General features: G+C 73.1%; 14 protein-coding genes. 7 read left to right on the plus strand and 7 right to left on the minus strand.

The annotated features are described in order from the left end of the window. Positions 1-61: 61 nt before the first annotated feature. Positions 62-2,203, minus strand: a complete 2,142-nt coding sequence (uvrB, locus tag ACO1BR_RS00740; protein WP_426793045.1) for an excinuclease ABC subunit UvrB — start codon at positions 2,201-2,203, stop codon at positions 62-64. Positions 2,204-2,738: 535 nt separating this feature from the next. Here uvrB and ACO1BR_RS00745 point away from each other — a divergent pair. The 3 genes from ACO1BR_RS00745 to ACO1BR_RS00755 all read left to right on the plus strand — a co-directional run bounded on the left by ACO1BR_RS00745 (position 2,739) and on the right by ACO1BR_RS00755 (position 4,968). Beyond that, positions 2,739-3,623 (plus strand): glycerophosphodiester phosphodiesterase, encoded by an 885-nt coding sequence (locus ACO1BR_RS00745; RefSeq protein WP_426793046.1) that lies wholly within the window; start codon positions 2,739-2,741, stop codon positions 3,621-3,623. Between the two features lie 88 nt (positions 3,624-3,711). Further along, positions 3,712-4,311 carry a methylated-DNA--[protein]-cysteine S-methyltransferase gene (locus ACO1BR_RS00750; protein WP_426793047.1) on the plus strand — a complete coding sequence of 200 codons (600 nt, stop codon included), beginning with the start codon at positions 3,712-3,714 and terminating at the stop codon, positions 4,309-4,311. A 114-nt stretch (positions 4,312-4,425) separates the two neighbouring features. After that, entirely contained in the window at positions 4,426-4,968 is a 543-nt protein-coding gene (locus ACO1BR_RS00755; protein ID WP_426793048.1) for a DUF1697 domain-containing protein, read from the plus strand. Positions 4,969-5,055: 87 nt separating this feature from the next. Here ACO1BR_RS00755 and ACO1BR_RS00760 read toward each other — a convergent pair whose 3' ends face one another. Next, complete coding sequence (locus tag ACO1BR_RS00760; protein ID WP_201305158.1) at positions 5,056-5,448, minus strand: type II toxin-antitoxin system PemK/MazF family toxin; 393 nt, start codon at positions 5,446-5,448, stop codon at positions 5,056-5,058. Positions 5,449-5,668: 220 nt separating this feature from the next. On the opposite strand from ACO1BR_RS00760, the gene ACO1BR_RS00765 reads away from it, so the two are divergent. Beyond that, positions 5,669-7,099 (plus strand): WGR domain-containing protein, encoded by a 1,431-nt coding sequence (locus ACO1BR_RS00765; protein WP_426793049.1) that lies wholly within the window; start codon positions 5,669-5,671, stop codon positions 7,097-7,099. 10 nt (positions 7,100-7,109) lie between these two features. On the opposite strand, the gene ACO1BR_RS00770 is transcribed toward ACO1BR_RS00765, so the two are convergent. From ACO1BR_RS00770 to ACO1BR_RS00785, 4 genes are all read right to left on the minus strand, one after another. Beyond that, complete coding sequence (locus tag ACO1BR_RS00770) at positions 7,110-7,751, minus strand: uridine kinase (RefSeq protein WP_426793050.1); 642 nt, start codon at positions 7,749-7,751, stop codon at positions 7,110-7,112. Between the two features lie 41 nt (positions 7,752-7,792). After that, the gene (locus tag ACO1BR_RS00775; RefSeq protein WP_426793051.1) at positions 7,793-8,242 is read right to left on the minus strand and encodes a hypothetical protein; all 450 of its coding nucleotides are present in this window, start codon (positions 8,240-8,242) and stop codon (positions 7,793-7,795) included. Positions 8,243-8,341: 99 nt separating this feature from the next. Beyond that, complete coding sequence (locus ACO1BR_RS00780) at positions 8,342-9,223, minus strand: IclR family transcriptional regulator domain-containing protein (RefSeq protein ID WP_426793052.1); 882 nt, start codon at positions 9,221-9,223, stop codon at positions 8,342-8,344. Positions 9,224-9,310: 87 nt separating this feature from the next. Then, complete coding sequence (locus ACO1BR_RS00785; RefSeq protein WP_426793053.1) at positions 9,311-10,255, minus strand: quinone oxidoreductase family protein; 945 nt, start codon at positions 10,253-10,255, stop codon at positions 9,311-9,313. A gap of 848 nt (positions 10,256-11,103) precedes the next feature. Here ACO1BR_RS00785 and ACO1BR_RS00790 point away from each other — a divergent pair. Together ACO1BR_RS00790 and ACO1BR_RS00795 are read left to right on the plus strand one after the other, a co-directional pair. Further along, positions 11,104-12,759, plus strand: coding sequence for an FAD-dependent oxidoreductase (locus tag ACO1BR_RS00790; protein ID WP_426793054.1), 1,656 nt, complete (start codon positions 11,104-11,106; stop codon positions 12,757-12,759). 300 nt (positions 12,760-13,059) lie between these two features. Then, positions 13,060-14,784: a CDP-glycerol glycerophosphotransferase family protein gene (locus ACO1BR_RS00795; RefSeq protein WP_426793055.1), complete on the plus strand. Its 1,725-nt coding sequence runs from the start codon at positions 13,060-13,062 to the stop codon at positions 14,782-14,784. A 141-nt stretch (positions 14,785-14,925) separates the two neighbouring features. Here the strand turns inward: ACO1BR_RS00795 and ACO1BR_RS00800 are convergent, their stop codons facing one another. Next, a complete protein-coding gene (locus ACO1BR_RS00800; RefSeq protein ID WP_426793056.1) occupies positions 14,926-17,079 on the minus strand; it encodes an NB-ARC domain-containing protein in 2,154 nt (717 codons plus the stop codon). A gap of 286 nt (positions 17,080-17,365) precedes the next feature. Between ACO1BR_RS00800 and ACO1BR_RS00805 the strand changes: the two genes are divergently transcribed. Beyond that, positions 17,366-18,442 (plus strand): RNA ligase (ATP), encoded by a 1,077-nt coding sequence (locus ACO1BR_RS00805; RefSeq protein ID WP_426793057.1) that lies wholly within the window; start codon positions 17,366-17,368, stop codon positions 18,440-18,442. The last annotated feature ends 35 nt before the right edge of the window (positions 18,443-18,477 follow it).

Below are 18,477 nucleotides of genomic sequence, written 5' to 3' on the forward strand. Positions count from 1 at the left end.
GGCCGCGCCACCGCCCAGGGCCTGGCCGGCTTGAGAGCCGGCGGGCGCGCCCCCTTGCCCCCTACTTCACTCCGGCCTCCCTCATTTGCCGCAGCTCCTTCTTCAGTTCGCCCACCTCGTCACGGAGCCGGGCGGCGACCTCGAACTGCAGCTCGGCCGCGGCGGCCCGCATCCGCTCCGTCATCTCCTCGATCATCTCGGCGAGTTCGGCGGCGGGGCGGTCCGTCAGGGGCGCGGCGGCCTTGCCGCCCTTGCCCTTCGCCGCCTTGCCGGCCTTCCCGCCGAGCGCCGGGACGGGTGCCTTAGTCTTGCCGTCCTTGGCGTCGGCGCCCTTGCGGTAACCGGAGCCCAGCAGTTCCTGGGTGTCGATCTCCTCGCGGGCGATGGTGGCGACGATGTCGCCGATCTTCTTGCGGAGCGGCTGCGGGTCGATGCCGTTCGCCTTGTTGTACGCGAGCTGCTTCTCGCGGCGGCGGTTGGTCTCCTCGATGGCCCTCTCCATCGCCGGGGTGACCTTGTCGGCGTACATGTGCACCTGGCCGGAGACATTGCGCGCCGCGCGGCCGATCGTCTGGATCAGCGCCGAACCGGACCGCAGGAAGCCCTCCTTGTCGGCGTCCAGGATGGCCACCAGGGAGACCTCGGGCAGGTCCAGTCCCTCCCGCAGGAGGTTGATGCCCACCAGGACGTCGTACTCCCCCGCCCGCAGCTCGCGCAGCAGCTCCACGCGCCGAAGGGTGTCCACATCGCTGTGCAGATAGCGGACCTGGATGCCGAGCTCCAGGAAGTAGTCCGTCAGGTCCTCGGCCATCTTCTTGGTGAGGGTGGTGACGAGGACGCGCTCGTCCTTCTCGGTGCGCTTGCGGATCTCGTGCACCAGGTCGTCGATCTGCCCGTCGGTGGGCTTGACGACCACCTCCGGGTCGACCAGGCCGGTCGGCCGGATGATCTGCTCCACGAAGCCGTCGCCGCGGGCGAGCTCGTAGGGGCCGGGCGTCGCGGACAGATAGACGGTCTGGCCGATGCGCTCCAGGAACTCCTCCCACTTCAGCGGCCGGTTGTCCAGGGCGGACGGGAGCCGGAAGCCGTGCTCGACGAGGGTCCGCTTGCGGGAGGCGTCACCCTCGTACATGGCGCCGATCTGCGGGACGGTGACATGCGACTCGTCGATGACCAGCAGGAAGTCGTCCGGGAAGTAGTCGATGAGAGTGTTGGGCGCGGAGCCCGGTTCGCGGCCGTCCATGTGCATCGAGTAGTTCTCGATGCCCGAGCAGGAGCCGATCTGGCGCATCATCTCGATGTCGTAGGTGGTGCGCATCCGCAGCCGCTGGGCCTCCAGCAGCTTGCCCTGCTTCTCCAGGGTGGCGAGCCGGTCCACCAGCTCCGCCTCGATCCCGGCGACGGCCCTCTCCATGCGCTCGGGGCCCGCGACGTAGTGGCTGGCGGGGAAGATGTACAGCTGCTGGTCGTCGCTGATGACCTCGCCGGTGAGCGGGTGGAGGGTGGACAGCGCCTCGATCTCGTCGCCGAACATCTCGATCCGTACGGCCAGCTCCTCGTAGACCGGGAAGATCTCGATGGTGTCGCCGCGGACCCGGAACGTGCCGCGGGTGAACGCCATGTCGTTGCGGGTGTACTGGATGTCGACGAAGCGGCGCAGCAGCTGGTCGCGGTCGATCTCGTCGCCGACCTTCAGGGGCACCATCCGGTCGACGTACTCCTGGGGCGTGCCCAGGCCGTAGATGCAGGACACCGACGCGACCACGACGACGTCGCGCCGGGTGAGCAGCGAGTTCGTCGCGGAGTGGCGCAGCCGTTCGACCTCCTCGTTGATGGAGGAGTCCTTCTCGATGTACGTATCGGACTGCGGGACGTACGCCTCGGGCTGGTAGTAGTCGTAGTAGGAGACGAAGTACTCGACGGCGTTGTTCGGGAGCAGCTCGCGGAATTCGTTGGCGAGCTGCGCCGCGAGGGTCTTGTTGGGCGCCATCACGAGGGTCGGGCGCTGCAGCTTCTCGATCATCCATGCGGTGGTCGCCGACTTGCCGGTGCCGGTCGCACCCAGCAGGACGACGTCCTTCTCACCCCCGCGGACGCGCCGCTCCAGCTCGGCGATGGCCGCCGGCTGGTCACCACTGGGCTGGTACGAGCTGACGACCTCGAAAGGCGCCACCGTGCGTTCGATCTTTGATACGGGCCGCATGGGGTCCACCGTACGACCCGCCACTGACAATCGGCGCCACGCATGCTCTGACCAGCGGTTTTGCGGTGGGGATGAGGGGCATCGGCGAGCTGCGGCGGCGCGGCGGCCGGCCGGGACACTGCCGGTTCCCGCTCCCGATCGCCCCGGCTGATCCGCCGCCGGACCGCACGCCCGGTAGCGGCATGACCGGTCAGGAAGCCGGCAGGGCCCCCGCCGGTGCATCCGGCCGCCGCGCTGCGCCATCGGTGCGACGGGTAAAACCATTCAAGCGCGCGAAGGGTGACGATCCGTCGGCCGAGATGCGCGGATGCCGCGGCTCCGGCAAGTTGGACGACGTCGGGGCGTACGTCAGCTGCACGGTCATTCCGGGCATCCTGCGGCTACGGCGCCCTGCACGGAACACCGGCCACTTCTCGTTCAGCGCCCGGCCACCGCCCGACTCCCCCGCTTCGGCCCGGCTGCGAGCCTCCGTCCGTCCGCCCCCGTTCACCTCACTTCACGTCAGCTCACTTCCACGACGTCACGAGGAGTCCGTATGCGTATTCGCCCCGTCACCACCGTTGCCACCGGTGCGCTCATGGGTCTGTCCGCGCTCGTCCTCTTGCCGGCCGGTGCCCAGGCCGCGTCCCATGGGCACGCGCCGGTGGTGGTCGGCCACCGCGGCGCCGCGGCGTACGCGCCCGAGAACACCCTCGCCTCGATCGACACGGCCCGCCGGCTCGGCATCACCTGGGTCGAGAACGACGTCCAGCGCACCAAGGACGGACAGCTGGTCGTCCTGCACGACACCTCGCTGGCCAGGACGACCAACGTCAGGAAGCTGTTCCCGCGCCGCTCCCCGTGGAACGTCGGTGCCTTCACACTCCACGAGATCGAGAAGCTCGACGCGGGCAGCTGGTTCGGCGCGAAGTTCAAGGGCGTGCGGGTGCCCACCCTCAGGAAGTACCTGAACGAGGTCGACCACAACAGGCAGCGGCTGCTGATGGAGCTCAAGAACCCGGAGCTCTACCCGGGCATCGAGCGCCAGGCCCTCCAGGAGCTGCGCCGCGACGGCTGGCTGGACCGGCGGCACATCAAGCACCGTCTGATCGTCCAGAGCTTCAACGCCGACAGCCTCAAGAAGGTCCACCAGCTGAACCCGGCCCTCACCACGGGCTTCCTCGGCAGCCCGCCGGTGGCCGACCTCCCCAAGTACGCGAGGTTCTGCGACCAGATCAACCCTCCGCACACGGCCGTCACCCACCAGTACGTGCACGCGGTGCACGCGCTGCGGGGCCCGCACCGCTACCGCCTGGACCTCTTCGCCTGGACCGTCGACGACCGCCCGTCCACCCTCAAGTACGCCGACCTGGGTGTCGACGGGATCATCAGCAACAAGCCCGACGTGGTGCGCGACGCGCTGGACGACGGCGACGACTGAGCACGCCGGGGCGACGCGAGCGGGCCGGGGCACCGACCGTCGGTCCGTTTCCGGCCGCGTTGTCGGTGGCGCGCCCTACCCTGATCTCGTGACGAACTCAGAGCAGGTTCCAGGCCCGGCGACGTCGCCGGACACGGGTCCGGAGGCGGCCCACCCGGCCCGCCGCGACTGGGGCCGGACGCGCGTCGAGACCCCCATCGGGCCGCTGCTGCTCGCGGCGACCCGGGAGGGGCTGGCCCAGGTCGTGTTCCATGCCGACGAGCGCGTGGCCCGGCGCGCGCAGGCCCGTCTGGAGCACGCCTTCGGTGGACCGCCGGCCTCGGGGATACCCCACCTGGCGACGGCCGTCGCCGAGCTCGGCGCGTACTTCGCCGGTGAGCTGCGGGCCTTCACCGTCCCGCTGGACTGGTCGCTGTCCTCCGGGTTCAACGCCCGAGTGCTGCATGCACTGGCCGACGGCGTCCCCTACGGCAGCGTGGTCGGCTATCAGGACCTCGCCGACCGGGTCGGGGAGCCGGGCGCCGCCCGCGCGGTGGGGGCGGCGATGGGTTCCAATCCGCTCCCGGTGGTCGTCCCGTGCCATCGTGTGGTGGCCAGCGACGGCGGTATCGGCGGCTTCGGCGGGGGGCTGGAGACCAAGCGGCTGCTGCTGGCCCTGGAGGGCGTCCTCCCGGCCCCTCTCTTCTGAATCTCTTCTCCTCTCTTCCCATGTCTTTCGATCTCTTCCGATCCTTCCTGATCCCGCCCGTTCCTCGCGGAGACCGTTCCGTGAGCCGAGAACCGCTCCATGAAGGGCCGTGCCATGTCCCGTCAGATCGCCCTGCTCCGCGGCATCAACGTGGGAGGCCACAATTCCTTCCCCAAGGCCCGCCAGCTGGAGCTGGCGCGGTCCCTGGGCTTCGAGGACGTCCAGGTGCTGCTGCAGACCGGGAACATCGTCTTCGCCGACCCCGGCACGCCGCCGGAGGAGACGGCCCGGGCGATCGAGGCGCGGATCTCCGCCGAGCTGGGTTTGTCCGTGCCGGTGGTCGTGCGGACCCGCGACGAGCTGGCCGCCGCGGTCGCCGCGAACCCCTTCCCGCTGGCCGTGCCGGAGCCCAAGAGCCTGCATGTGACGTTTCTGTCGGCGGTGCCGTCCGACACGGCCAGGCTGGACGCGCTCGACCCCGCCGCCTTCGCTCCGGACCGGTTCCGGCTGGTCGGACGCGAGCTGTTCCTGTGGTGCCCCGATGGCGTCGGCCGCTCCAAGCTGGCCGAGGCGGTGGGCCGCGCACGGCTCGGGGTGACGGCCACGGCGCGCAACTGGAACACCGTCACCAAGATCCTCGCGCTGGCCGACGCCTGACCCGGCTGCCGCCCGTTCCCCGGACGCGCGTCCCGGGGCCGGCCGCGGAGTGCGGGAACGGCCCCGGTACGGCGCCTCGGCGGTCCCTCAGCGCCAGCCGTAGACCTCGCGCAGCCGGTTGGTGACGAGGTGGAAGCGCCCCCGGTCCAGTGCGCACGCCTCACGGCGCATCCCCGCCGGGTGCACCCGCAGCACCCGGTCCACGGCGATCCAGGAGTCGCGCCCCTCGCGGTCCCAGGGGCCGGAGCCGATGGCCACCCAGTCCCGGTCGTCGTTGTGCCGCTTGCTGGACAGCTGCACGGCCAGCAGCGTCCCGGCGGCCTCCCGGGCCACGACCAGTACCGGCCGGTCCTTGCCCCGGCCGTCGTTCTCCTCGTAGGGGACCCAGGTCCAGACGATCTCGCCGGGGTCCGGGGCGCCGTCCGGGTCGGGGGCGTAGGTCATCGTCACGGCGCCGACGGCGCGCGGCCGGGCCTCCACGGTCGCGGTGGGGCCCTGGCTGCCGGGCGGCGGCGGGTGCACGCCGGCCGCGGCGGGTGAGTGGAGCGAGTTGGATGCAGTCACCCCCTCACGCTAGCCGCCTCGCCGAATCCGCTGTTCAGCGGTGTGCGTTCGGTCGTCCGCGGTCGATTGTCAGTGGTCGCCCGTACGGTTTTTCACAGCGGGGGACGGTCGCTGTGACCGCCCGGGAGGGAGCGCCATGTCCGAGACCACGACGTATCTGGAGCTGTCCCAAGAGGACGGCGGAGCGCACAAGTTCTATGAGGTCGCGGTGCACGACACCGTCGTCTCGGTGCGCTACGGACGCATCGGCGCGGCCGGCCAGTCGCAGACCTCGGCGTTCCCGACGCGGGAGAAGGCGCAGGCCGCGGCCGCCAGGAAGATCGGCGAGAAGATCCGCAAGGGCTATGCGCCGGCCGTCCAAGGGCAGCGCACCGCCAGGCCGGTGACGCGCCGCCAGGTAGGGTCGGCGCCGTCGACGGCACGGGCGGTCGCGCCGGTGCTGTGGCGGTTCCGTACGGGCGCCGCCGCGTTCGGCATCCATGTCGCGGAGGACCGCTGCTGGGTGGGCAATCAGAACGGCGAGGTCTTCACGCTCGGCCACGACGGCGAGGTGCTGGCCCGCTATCAACTCCCGGACGGCGTCAAGTGCCTGGTGGCGGACGACTTCTGGATCTACGCCGGCTGCGACGACGGGACGGTCTACGACCTCTCCTCCAAGCTCCCGTTCGCCGCCTACGTCATCGACCGGGACACCGACATCTTCTGGCTGGACATCCGCGAGGGCGTCCTCAACGTCGCCGACCGCAACGGCACGCTGACGGTGATCGACCACGAGGACGAGTACCAGTGGTCACGCCGCAGCAGCGGCACCGACGCCTGGATGGTCCGACGCGACGAGCACGCCGTCTACCACGGCCACCACCGCGGCGTGACGGCGTATGCGGCAGACGGCAGCGGCGAGTTGTGGCACACCCCGACCACCGGCGCCGTGCTGTTCGGCTGGCAGGAGGACGACGCCGTCTACGCGGGCACCGACCGGCGCGTCGTGCAGCGGCTGGCGAAGGGCGGCGGGGCGCTGGAGGCCACCTACCACTGCGACGCGGTCGTGTACGCGTGCGCCACCGCCCCGGGCGGCCGGTATGTCTTCGCTGGCGACTCGGCCTCCTCGGTGTACTGCTTCGCCCCGGACGGCACCCGCCTGTGGAAGCTGGGCACCGGCGGCGGATCGGCGCTGTCGATGCAGTATCTGGACGAGAAGCTGTATCTGGTCACCACCGACGGCTCCCTGGTGTGCGTGGACGCGGGCGATGCGGCCGTCGCCGCCGCCCGCGCAGGCACCGTCCCGGTCGCCCGGGATGTGAAGTCGGCCGCCGCACTGCCCACTTACACCCCGTCCGCGACGGTCGAGACGGTGGCGCACGCCTCGGCCTCGGGGATCGTCGTGGAGTGCCTGCAGGAGGGCGGCCGACTGCGGGTGCATGTGGTCTCCGAGGGCTACGAGCCGTCCTGGAACGTCCAGTTCCCGCGCCACATACGCCGGCCCGGGGTGCGGTACGTCGTCGAGGGGCTTTCCCCCGCCTCGGGCGGGTTCTACCGCGTGCGGGGCGAGATCCGGCAGCTCCGCTGAGGCCGCCCGGTCAGCCGGCCGGGCCGCTCCAGGCCGGCCGGAGCGGATCGTCGGCCCGTACGACGACATCCGCCGCTTCCTCGGGCCGGGTCTCGGCGTCGTAGCGCGCGAACGCCGGCAGTGTCCACCGTTCGCCCTCGGGGGTGCGGCGGGCGAGCGCGGCCGGCGACAGCTTCAGGTGCACGGAGAGATCGAAGGGAAACCAATGTCCGAGCAGCAGCGGACCGTGCAGCAACAGCACGCCGCCGGGCGGCAGTTCGACGTATGCACTGCGCGTCGCGCGGTCCGCCACCGGATCCCACAGGTCCGGCAGCACCCGCCCGGTGCCGCCCGGATCCAGCGGCTGGAACACCTCGCGCCACAGGGCCTGCCGGTCGAACCACTCGTCGTGGTAGGCGTCCGGGTCCTCGCGCCCGTATTCCAGCCGGAGCGAGGCGGGGCGCAGAAAGCCGTGGGTGCCGGCCTTGTGCACCGGCCGCCCCCGGAGCCGCAACGCCTCCGCGAGCCGCCCGGCCAGGACTTCGGGGGACGCGGCGGGAGCCCCGTCGACCGCCACCCGCAGCCAGGGACTCCCGTCCTTCGCCGTCGTCGCGGCGATGCGCCCGGCGAGCGCTTCGGTCAGCCGTTCCCAGGTGATCGCTTCGAGCCGCACCCGGCCATTCTGCCCGGCCGCCGGGTGCCGGGCGCGCGGGGTCAGCCGGAGGGCGGCCGGTGGCCCGGCGAGCCGAAGCTGCCGCCGGAGATGATGCCGGCCTGGATCACCGGTGCGTTCACCGTACCGCCGCTGATGGTGTTGTGGACGTCCCGTAGCGTGACGCCCTCCCGCCGAGGGGCCACCTCGTCGAGCAGGGCCCGCAGTTCGGCCGCCGCTTCGGGGTCCTCGCTCAGCAGCCGCCGCAGCCGCGCCTGCCAGACCGCGGTCACCCCCGTCACCACGGCCTCGTCGCCGTCCTGGCGGGCGATCGCCACATCGGTGCTCGCCGCCTCCAACTGCTCCTCCAGGGCCGCGTCGTCGTCCGTGCCCCGGCGCCGGGCGAGGAAGGCCGCCATCCGCCGGCGGACCGCGGCCCAGCCCTCCGTGGCCATCTGCTGCACCAGCGTCGTCGCCCCCGCCGTGGCGAGAGCCACCAATTCCGCTTCCATCAGACCCCCTTGTACGTGGTGTGTGCGTGGTCCTGCTGCCGGTGCCACGGTAGAGAGGCGAGCCGCGTCATGAACAGCGGGCGGGCCGGGTGGCGCGGTTCAGGCGTCGTCCGCGGCCGGGCGGGCCGCTCCGTAGCGGCTGAGTTCGGCCGCCGCCTCCTTCGTCGCCTCGATCACGCTGCCGGGGGCCACGGGCATGACGGACTTGAGCTTGAGCAGCAGCACCGCTCCCATGATCGAGCCGTCCCACATGATGGGCGCCGCGCAGGAGTTCCAGCCGGCCATGCACTCCTCGTAGCCGAGCGCGTATCCGAGGTCGCGGACCTCCGCCAGGGAGCCCAGCAGGGCGTCGTTGTGCCGGTAGACGCCGGGGCCGGCCTGTTCGGGGACGGGTTCGGCGAGCACCCGCTGCTGCAGGACCGCCGGCAGGTAGGCGAGGATCGTCCGCCCGGAGGCGCCGGTGCGCAGGGAGCGGGTCACGGACAGCACGTCGCGCGGCGTCATGCCCAGTTCGGCCAGGTCGGAATCGCCGACGGCCATGTCGACGCACTGCCGCTGCGCGCCGGAGAACGGCGCCACCATGTAGAGGAAGGCCAGCCCGTTGTCGGTGGCCGCGCGCAGTTCGCGGAGCACCGTCTGGGCGCCGTCGAGGCGGTGGTCGAGGGCGGTGAAGGCGAGTTGGGCGGCGGAGGTCCGCAGCCGGTAGAGGCCGCGGTCCACCCGCTCGAAGATCCGCTGGTAGATCCCGGACTGCAGGATCCGGTAGACGACGGAGTCGTCCAGGCCGGTGACCTCGGCGATCTCCCCCGGTCCGTGGGCGGATCCGCCGAGTTCGGCGAAGGCCGCCTGGACGAGGAAGACCCGCTCGGCATGGCTGGATCCGGACGTCCGGGAACCGGTGGACGGCGTGTTCCCGGACCGGCCGGCGTGCCGCGCGGCGTCCGGAGCGGTGGACTGCGATGCCGTGATGCGACGGCCCATCGTGTGCTCTCTCCCCTGGCAGTGGTCCGCGCCCGAAGGCGCACGGCATGTGCGGTGCGAGCCGCCCCGCGCCCCCTGTCGCGGGGGCTATCGGGCGACGTCGAGGGCGAGTTTCCCGGTCGGGGTGCGGGCGGCGAGGTCGTGGTGCGCCCGTGCCGCGTCCCCGAGGGCGTAGGTGGTGCCGGTCAGCGGCTTGAGGGAGCCGTCGGCGGCGGCGTCGAACAGCGCCCGCATGGAGGTGGGCAGTGCGGTGCGGTCCGCGTAGAGCTGGGGCAGCCAGAAGCCGGAGACGGTGATGGAGCGCTCCATCAGGTCCCGGGTGGACACGCTCGCCAGTTCGCCGCCGGCGAAGCCGTAGACGGCCAGCCGGCCGCGCGGGGCGACGGCGGCCAGGGTCCGGGCGAAGGTGGCGCCGCCGGTCATCTCCAGCGCCGTCTCGACGGGGCCGCCGGCCGCTTCCAGGATGCGTTCCGTCAGGTCGTCGGCGGTCGAGTCGACCACGGCGTGGGCGCCCAGTTCCTCCACCAGCCTGCGCTTCTCGGCGGAGCCGGCGAGGCCGATGACCTTCGCGCCGGCGCGCGCGGCGAGTTGGACGGCCAGCGAGCCGACCCCGCCGGCCGCGGCCGGTACGACGACGGTCTCGCCCGCGGTGACGCACAGCGCGGTGAACAGCAGATGCCAGGCGCTGTTGCCCTGCAGGGCCAGCGCGACGGCCTGGGCGTCGGTGACGGCGTCGGGCACGTCCCAGGTGACGCGGCGGTGCAGCAGCGCCCGTTCCGCGTATCCGCCGCCGCGGGTGAGCCCGACGACGCGGCGTCCGCCGTCCGTGGTCCCGACGACCTCGTTGCCGGGGATGTACGGCAGCTCGACGGGCGCGAGGTAGGAGTCCCCGCGTACGTGCACGTCCGCGTAGTTGATGCCGGCCAGGGTCACGTCGACCGGCGTGTGCCCGCCGCGGGGCTCCGGCTCGGGGACGTCCTCCAGCCGCAGCACGTCCGGGCCGCCGAATTCTCGCATCACGATCGCGCGCACGACTCTCCCTCGGGTTCTCCAGTGCGGTGCTCGCACAGGGTAGGCACGGCGTCCACCCGACCGCGGTCACCCGATCATTTCGCGCCAACCATCCGGACTTTCTTGGACCAATGTCGTTCGCCTTCTGCCTCATTGCGATCGGCTTTCTCGCGTCGCGAGAAAAGAGCGAGGCGCTTTCCGCCCATTACGCCGTTTTGCTTCGGATCTACCCAGCGGTATACGGCGGATGGCTCCCACACATCCCTCACTCGCATTCGGGTACCGGAAGTGATCGCCGCCGCCTACGATCCGGTCGTGTGTCCGCCGTTGACCAGATGTGACGGCTGCGTTCCCAGAGGCGGAGCGCGTTGCGCGAGGCAATGGTGCTCACCCACCCCACCCGGTCTTCCGGGCGGGGAGTGGCGGAGGGCGTGGCCGGGCAGGTGGCGGGGCGGACACGGCCTGAGGGGGAATCATGATGGGGAAATCGGGGGGCGGGGGGGGGGGGGGGGGGGCGGGGGGGGAGGCCCCCCGGGGCCCAAGCCGCCGAGATCGGCCCCGCCCCAGTAAGCAGCCAGGCCCAAGTGATCAGCCAGGCCCCAGTGAGCAGCCATGCCACGGGCTCAGGCGCGAGCCCCGGGCTCAGGCGCGGGCCACGGTCTTCTTCCCGTCCCCGCCCCCGCCCCCATCGGCCTCGGCGTCCGAGGCCGGGGCGGGGGCCNGTCGCTGACGGCGCACTTCACCGCCGCCACCGACGCCGTCATCGCCGCCGCGCGCCGCCGCTCCCGGCCGTATGCCGCACCGCCCTTTCTGGACGCGGCCCGGTCCCACCCGGGAATCGCGCGCCACCGCCGAGAAGGGGACTGCCCATGAACGCGTCGAGCAGCACCGGCAGCGCCGGGCTCCAGTTCACGCACCCGCATCTCGCCGTGGTCCTCGGCGGCGGCTTCACGGGCATGCTCGCCGCCGCGGCGCTGTCCGAGCACGCCGATGTGATCGTGGTCGAGCGGGACCGGCTGCCGCGGACTCCCACACTGCCGACGGACCTTCCGCAGCCCCGGCACGCCCATCTGCTGGCGGCGGAGGGCGCCCGGGTCGTGGAGGGTGTGCTGCCCGGCGCGGCCGAGGCGTGGCTGGCCGAGGGCGCCCGCCGGATCGCGGTGCCGCCGGAGCCCGCCGCCCCCTCCGCGCAGGGCCGGTTAGGCCGCCGGGCGCGCCCGCGGTATGTGTTCGCCTGCTCCCGCGATCTGCTCGACCGGGTCATCCGCCGGCAGGTGCCGGCGCTCCCCGGGGTCACGGTGCTCGACGGCACGGAGGCGGAGCGGCTGACGGGCACCGGAGAGCACGTCACCGGGGTGCAGGTCCGCGACACCACCACGGGCGAAACGTATCGTCTGGATGCCGACCTCGTCGTCGACGCCACCGGCCGCCGCTCCACCACTCCGGACCGGCTGGCGGCCCTGGGCCTGCCGGCCGCCCCGGAGGAGGTCCGGGACTTCGGGCTCGTCTCCGCGACCCGCATCTTCCGCGCGCCTCCCGGAGCGGACAACATCCCCGTGATCACCGCCCGTTCGGACCGCGGCGCGCGCGTCCTGGACGGTGCGCATGGCGGCCCGGCCCCGGAATGGCCGTATCCGGCCCGGACGGCGACGCTGGTACCGATCGAGGACGGCCGCTGGCTGGTCACGCTCACCGGTGGCGGCACCGGTGGCGAACGGCCCTCGGAACGTGCCGACCGGTTCGTGCCATTCGCCCGTGCGATCGGGGACTCCGTCATCGGTGACCTCATCGCCGACGCCGAGCCACTGAGCGAGGTACGGCTGACCCGCGACACCGCCGCCCGCCGCCACCGCTACGAGCAACTGCCGTGCTGGCCCACCGGGTTCCTCGCCCTGGGCGGCGCGGTGGCCTCGGTCACCCCCGACTGCGGGCAGGGACTGTCGATCGCCGCGCACTGCGCCGCCGCGCTGCGCGAGGCGGTGCGGCGGTACGGCATGGACGACCCCGCGCTCGCCCGCAGCGTGCAGCGGGCCATCGGCCGTATCGTGCAGGCACCCTGGGACCTGGCCGCCGGCGAGGACCTCTCCTCCGGCACCGGCGAGCCGTCGCCGTCCCCGGCCTCCCGCTTCGTACGCGGTGCCCTGCACGGCGTGCTGGGCGGCACCGGCGGCCGGCCACCGGTCTGCCGGGCCTACGTCGATGTGGTGACCCCCGCCGCTCCCGTGGCCCGGCTGCCGCGCCCGGTGGCCTCGGCTCCCGTGCCGTCCGCCGCCGCGTCCCCGCCCGGGGTGCGATCACCGGGCTCGGGCACTCCCGGGGCGCCGTCCTCCGTCTCGGCCATGCTGACCGCTTCTGCCGCCGCGGCGCGCGGGGGCGCCGCGCCCGGCCCGGCGCAGCCGTCGGCCGCCGCCGCAGGCGGCGACGAACCGGCTCCCCGCAGGCTGCCCCGTCCCCTCGGGTTCGGGCCGACCGGCCTGCGGCGGCGCATCGGCGGCGCGGGCCGGCGCAAGCCGGGCGGCGGCTGACGTCGGGGCACCTGGCGGCCCCGTCGCGCGGGCCCTGAACTACGGTGGGGCGCCGGGAGACCTTCCAAGGGCAGTGGCGGCACCCGCCCCGTCACGGCCAGTTCCTTCACCAGCAGGGGGTTGCGGACACCGGTGTTGCGCGCTAAACGAAACCTGGCCGCGAACCGCGAACCGCGAACCGCGAACCGCGAACCGCGAACCGGGGGCGGGTGCTGGAGCGGGTGCGGGTGCGCTTGCGGGTGCCCGTGTGCGGAGGGGCGCGACACCGCTGAGGGGCTGCTGCCGCCGCTGCGGGTGCCCGTGGGCGAGGACCCCGAGCGCTGGCGGACGTTTCCCGGTGAGCGCCTCGTGGTGGCCGTCGCGCGGACCGTCACCTCCACCGTCCGGGTCCTCGACGTCCTCCGCCCGGTGCTGCGCGACGACCCGCGGGTCTCCCTGGTCTTCGCCTTCGACCCGACCTCGGCCTTCAACGACGGTGTGCACGACCTGCTCCGCTCGGTCGGCGCGCGCATCCTGCCCTGGCAGCAGTTCGCTCGGATCCGCCCCGACCTGATCATCACGGCCTCCGAGAACGCCGACCTCGCCGCGCCGCACCACACCGCGCCCGTCCTGGTCCTTCCGCACGGCGTCGGCTTCCACAAGGTCGTCCCGGACTCCCGCAGCGACCGCGACCGGCTCGCCGGGGTCGTACCGGACGCCCTGCTCCGCAGTGGCCGAGCCCGGCTCGCGGTCTCCCATCCGGACCAGGCCGCCCAGCTCGCCGCCGCCCATCCGGCGACCTCCGGGCAGACCCTCCTCGTCGGCGATCCCTGCTATGACGCACTGCTCGACGGGCGGGCCCTGCGCGCACGCTACCGCCGGGCCCTCGGCGTCGGGGACGACCGGCGGCTGATCATGCTCAGCTCCACCTGGCGCGACGGCTCGGTCCTGGGCCGGGACGCCGGACTGCCTGCCCGGCTGCTGGCCGAACTCCCCCTCGACGACTACGCCGTCGCACTGATCACCCACCCCAACATCACCTCCGCCCACGGCCGTTACGCCCTCCACTCGCTCCTCGACTCGGCCCGTGCCGCGGGACTGCTGCTCGTCCCCCCGACAGCGGGCTGGCAGGCCACGCTGCTCGCCGCCGACCTGCTGATCGGCGACCACGGCTCGGTGACCTTCTACGGCGCCGCGCTCGGTACGCCCCTGCTGCTCGGTGCGTTCGGCGAGGACGAGGCCGTGGCGGGCACTCCCATGGCGGAGCTGGGCCGGATCGCGCCGCGGCTGGTCCCCGGGGCCCCGTTGCGGCCCCAGATCGAACGGGCCCTCGCTACCGGGCAACCGACCGGCGACGACACCGCCGACCGACTGCGGAAGCTCGGCGAGAACGCCTTCGCCGCCCCGGGCCGCGCCCTGGACCTGCTCCGGACCGCCGTCTACGGCCTCCTGCGCCTCCCGGAACCGGCCGGTCCGCCGCCCCCGCGCCGGGCACCGGAGCCGCCCGTTCCGCAGGGCCGTCCCGAGCCGGTCACCGCGACCTACCTGATCACCTCCCTCTCCGAAGAGCCGGACGGTCCACGGGTGTCGATCGAGCGCACCCCGGCCGCCGTCGCCGCCCATGCGTCCGTGGAGCGGGCCGACGCTCCCGAGGGCCCGTTCCGGCATCTCTCGTGCGCGGACGACGAGGAGGACCGGCAATGGCCGGAGAGCGCCTCCGTCCTGATCCGCCGCACACCGGCCGAGGGCACGGTGGCAGCCGATCGGTGGATCGAAGACACCCTCGCCCGCTACCCCGGCTGCCTGCTCGCCGCGGCCGCCGTCACAGGCCGCGGCTGCCGGGTCGGCCTCGCCGACGGCCGGACGGTCGAGGTGTCCGCCACCGGCCTCATGGACGACGCCGCCGTCCTGGCCGCCGCCGTCTACGCCTGCCTGCGCGCGGGGCGCCCCCTGGACGGCCTGGTCGCCCTCTCTCTCGGCGACCGCACGGAGGACGCCGCCCTCCACCTCACCCGGCGCACCCACCTGCCAGGCGCCACCGACTGACGGGTCAACTCCCCACACCCGCAGTGCAGTCCGGTCCGGTCCGGTTCCGGCCCTGACTTGCCCTGCCTTGTCCCGTCCCGGCCCTACCTTGTCCTGCCCTGTCCTGCCCTGTCCCCAAGGGACTGTCCGGGAGGGCGGGCGCTAGCCGCCCGCCTCCTCTCCCCCGTGCGCGGGATCCATGCCGTCCGCCTCGGCCAGCCTGCGGCGCAGCTCCACCGCGCGCGGCCCGCCGCCCGCCTCGTATATCTCCCACGCCCGCGTCACATACCGCCGCCACCGCGCCCGGTCGCCGCGCGCCTCGGCCAGCTCCGCCAGCGTCTCGCACACTTGCGCCTCATAGTGGACGGCGCCGCGCTCGCGCAGCATGCGCACGGCCTCCTCCAGCGCCGCCACCGCCTCCTCGCCCCGCCCCAGGTCGCGTCGCACGCCCCCGAGGGCGGCCAGCGCTCGCGCTCCCATCCGGCGGTCGTCGATGGCCAGGAACCGGGCGTGGGCGTCCTGGAGGGTGGTGTGCGCTTCGTCGGTGCGGCCGGCGGCGTGCTGTGCGCAGCCCATGAAATACAGGCCGATGGCGATGCCGCGTTCGTCGCCCGCGGCGCGGTAGTACGTCATCGCCTCCTCGTAGGTGGTGATGGCGCGGGCCGGATCGCAGCGGTCCCAGTAGCGGCCGGAGAACTCGCGGACGGAGGCCCGCAGCAGCGTGTGCCCGGACGCGTCGGCACGCTGGACGGCCGTGTCCAGTTCCTTGCGGGCCCGGCGCAGTTCGTCGCGGTCCATCAGCGGGCGGGACAGCAGCGCCCGCAGCCGGGCTTCGGCGGCCGGATTGCCGTCCGCCCCGGCGTGCCGCGCGCCCAGATCTCCGCTCTTGACCCAGTCGTTGAGGTATCTGCGGTTGAGGAAGAGCGCGGTCAGTGCCTCGGCCAGTTCCGCGACCTGGCGGTGCCATGCGTGGCCGGCGGCGGCCTGCTGCGCGGACAGCAGTTCGCCGCGCCAGACGTCGAGCCAGTCCAGCGCCTCCTCCCGGCTGCCGAAGGCGGTCGTCCGGTCCGCCTCGTCCAGCCGGTCGACGTAGGTGCCGATGCGCATCCGGCGGCCCATGACGGCCAGGTCGGCCTGGGCGGCGCGGGTGAGCAGATGGTCCACGGTGCGGCGTACGACCGCGGTGCGCTCGTCCTCGCACACGTCCCGGGCGGCCTGTTCGCGGGCGTGCAGCCGGACCAGGTCGTGGAACTCGTAGCGTCCGTCGGCCGCCACCGTGACCAGGCTCGCGGACTCCAGGACGTCGAGCCGTTCGGCTGCCGCGGCTACCTCCGTCCCGGCTGCGGCGGCGGCCGTCTCCGCGTCCCAGCGACGGCCGGGATACAGCCCCAGCAGCCGGTACAGCAGGGCGACGTCCTCGGGCAGTCCCGCGTAGGCGACCCCGAACACAGCGGACACGGCGCGCTCCCTTCCCCGGCGCAGGGCGTCCAACCGGCGCCGGTCATCGGCCAATTCATCGGCCAGTGCCGCTACGGGCAAACGTGGATGCATCACCAGGCGCGCGGCGGCGACCTCCAGCGCCACCGGCAGCCCGCCGCAGCTCGCCACGATCCGCTCGGCGGAGCCCTCCCCGGCCGCGGCGATGCGCTCCTCCCCGCACAGCCGGCGGAGCAGTTGCAGTCCGTGTTCCGGTGCCAGTGGTTCGAGCGGCATGAGGTGGGCCGCCCCTACCAGCTCACCGAGCACGGCCTGGCTCGTGGCGAGCACGACGCTGTCGGGGGCGCCCGGCACGAGTGCCCGGACCTGCGCCGGCTCGGTCACATCGTCCAGCACCATCAGCACCCGTTTGTCCGCCGTCCTGGTGCGGAGCATTGCGGTCAACTCGCCCAACGTGCCGTGCAGATAGCAGTCCTCGACGCCGAGCGCCCGCAAGCACCGGATCACGCCGGCGGAGACATCGCCTCCTGCCTGCGCGCGCAGTTCGGCGAAGTCGACGTAGAACTCGCCCCCGGGGAAGCGACCGCGCTCCTCCTGTGCCCATTTCCGTACGGCCGCGCTCTTGCCCACTCCGGGCAGCCCGCTGAGCACCGCCACTCCGCCGCCGTCGCCCACCCAGCCGTTGATGGCCGCCATGACCGGCTCGCGGTCGACGAACTGCCCCGACGCCGTCGGCACCTGCCGCGGCACCGGAATTTCGGGGCGCTCCGTCTGGATGTGCACACCGCCCTCGATCACCTCGGCCTGTATCACCGGCCCGTGTGCCGTCCCGCCGAAAACGTTCCGTACCCGGCTGTCGCCCGCCCCGTCGTCTCCCACCGCGTGCTCCCCCACTTCGGTCCCGTCCTCCGCCGCTGCCCTGCCGTCGGCAGAGCCTTCCGACGCCGTACCGGCCGTGTCGACGCCTTACCCGAAACGCTACTTGACGCCACTGACAACGCGACGCGGCGGACGTGGGGGCTCACGTCTCCGACCGCCACTCGGTCAGGGTCGGTCGCCAACGGTGAAATTGGGTCGCCGAGTTGTGGGGACCCGATCACAGTGGTGGTGGCGGAGCGCCGCACGGGGCGGCGCCCGATGTCGTACGCAGGAACGGGGAACGGGCATGTCGACGCTGCGCGTCACGGTCGAGGAACTGACGATTCACGAGCATCCCGACGCCGATGCGCTGGAGCTGGCGCAGGTGGGGCTGTACCGCGCGGTCGTCGCCAAGGGTGCCTACCGGACGGGCGACTTCGCCGTGTACGTACCCGAGCAGGCGGTGCTCCCGGAGGAGCTGGTGGCCGAGCTGGGCCTGACCGGCAAGCTCGCCGGATCCGCGGCCAACCGGGTCAAGGCGATCCGGCTGCGCGGCGAGCTGTCGCAGGGCGTCGTCTGCCGGCCCCGGGCGCTCGCGGGCGTGGATCTGGCGCAGGCGCACCGGGACGGGACCGATTTCGCGGCGCGGCTCGGGATCGTGAAGTGGGTGCCACCGGTGCCGATTTCGATGAGCGGGGCAGTGGAGCCGGCGCCCGATCTGCTGCCGTGGATCGATATCGAGAACCTGAAGCGGTATCCGGCGGTGTTTGCCGAGGGGGAGCCGGTGGCGGTGACGGAGAAGGTGCACGGTACAGCCTGCTGCCTGACCTACCGCGCCGAGGACGACGGCGTACTGGTGACGTCCAAGGGGCTGGGCGCGCAGCGGCTGGCGCTGACCGAGGATCCCGGGAACCTGTACTGGCGGGCGGTGCGCGGGCACGGCGTCGACCGGGTCGCGGCGGACATCGCAGGGGAGCTGGGAGCGTCGCGGGTCGGCGTCTACGGCGAGGTGTACGGCGACGGCGTCCAGGACCTCGGGTACGGCGCGGACAGCCGCCGTGGCACGCCCGCGTACGCGGTCTTCGACGTCGCGGTGGAGACCGGCGGGCGGGTGCGCTGGCTGGATCCGCAGGAGCTGACGGCGGTGCTGGACGGCCGGCTTCCGGTGGTGCCGACGCTGTTCAGCGGTCCGTATGACGCGCGGCGGGTGATGGAGCTGGCCGAGGGCCGCGAGACGCTGTCGGGGCGGGCGGTGCACATCCGGGAGGGCGTGGTGGTCCGAACACTGGAGGACCGCTACAGCGCGGAGTTGGGCGGTCGGGCCATCGCCAAGGTGGTGGGCGGCGCGTATCTGACCCGCAAGGGCGGCACGGAGTACGAGTAGCCCCGCGGGCCGCGCCGTCCCTGGGCGGAACCGGA

The organism is Streptomyces sp. YGL11-2 (genome assembly GCF_050054615.1).
GTDB lineage: Bacteria > Actinomycetota > Actinomycetes > Streptomycetales > Streptomycetaceae > Streptomyces.

Coding starts and splice junctions, on each gene's coding strand:
- ACO1BR_RS00805 (WP_426793057.1), top strand. CDS start 17,366: ATGTCGACGCTGCGCGTCACGGTCGAGGAACTGACGATTCACGAGCAT.
- uvrB (WP_426793045.1), bottom strand. CDS start 2,203: ATGCGGCCCGTATCAAAGATCGAACGCACGGTGGCGCCTTTCGAGGTC.
- ACO1BR_RS00790 (WP_426793054.1), top strand. CDS start 11,104: ATGAACGCGTCGAGCAGCACCGGCAGCGCCGGGCTCCAGTTCACGCAC.
- ACO1BR_RS00775 (WP_426793051.1), bottom strand. CDS start 8,242: ATGGAAGCGGAATTGGTGGCTCTCGCCACGGCGGGGGCGACGACGCTG.
- ACO1BR_RS00780 (WP_426793052.1), bottom strand. CDS start 9,223: ATGGGCCGTCGCATCACGGCATCGCAGTCCACCGCTCCGGACGCCGCG.
- ACO1BR_RS00765 (WP_426793049.1), top strand. CDS start 5,669: ATGTCCGAGACCACGACGTATCTGGAGCTGTCCCAAGAGGACGGCGGA.
- ACO1BR_RS00745 (WP_426793046.1), top strand. CDS start 2,739: ATGCGTATTCGCCCCGTCACCACCGTTGCCACCGGTGCGCTCATGGGT.
- ACO1BR_RS00755 (WP_426793048.1), top strand. CDS start 4,426: ATGTCCCGTCAGATCGCCCTGCTCCGCGGCATCAACGTGGGAGGCCAC.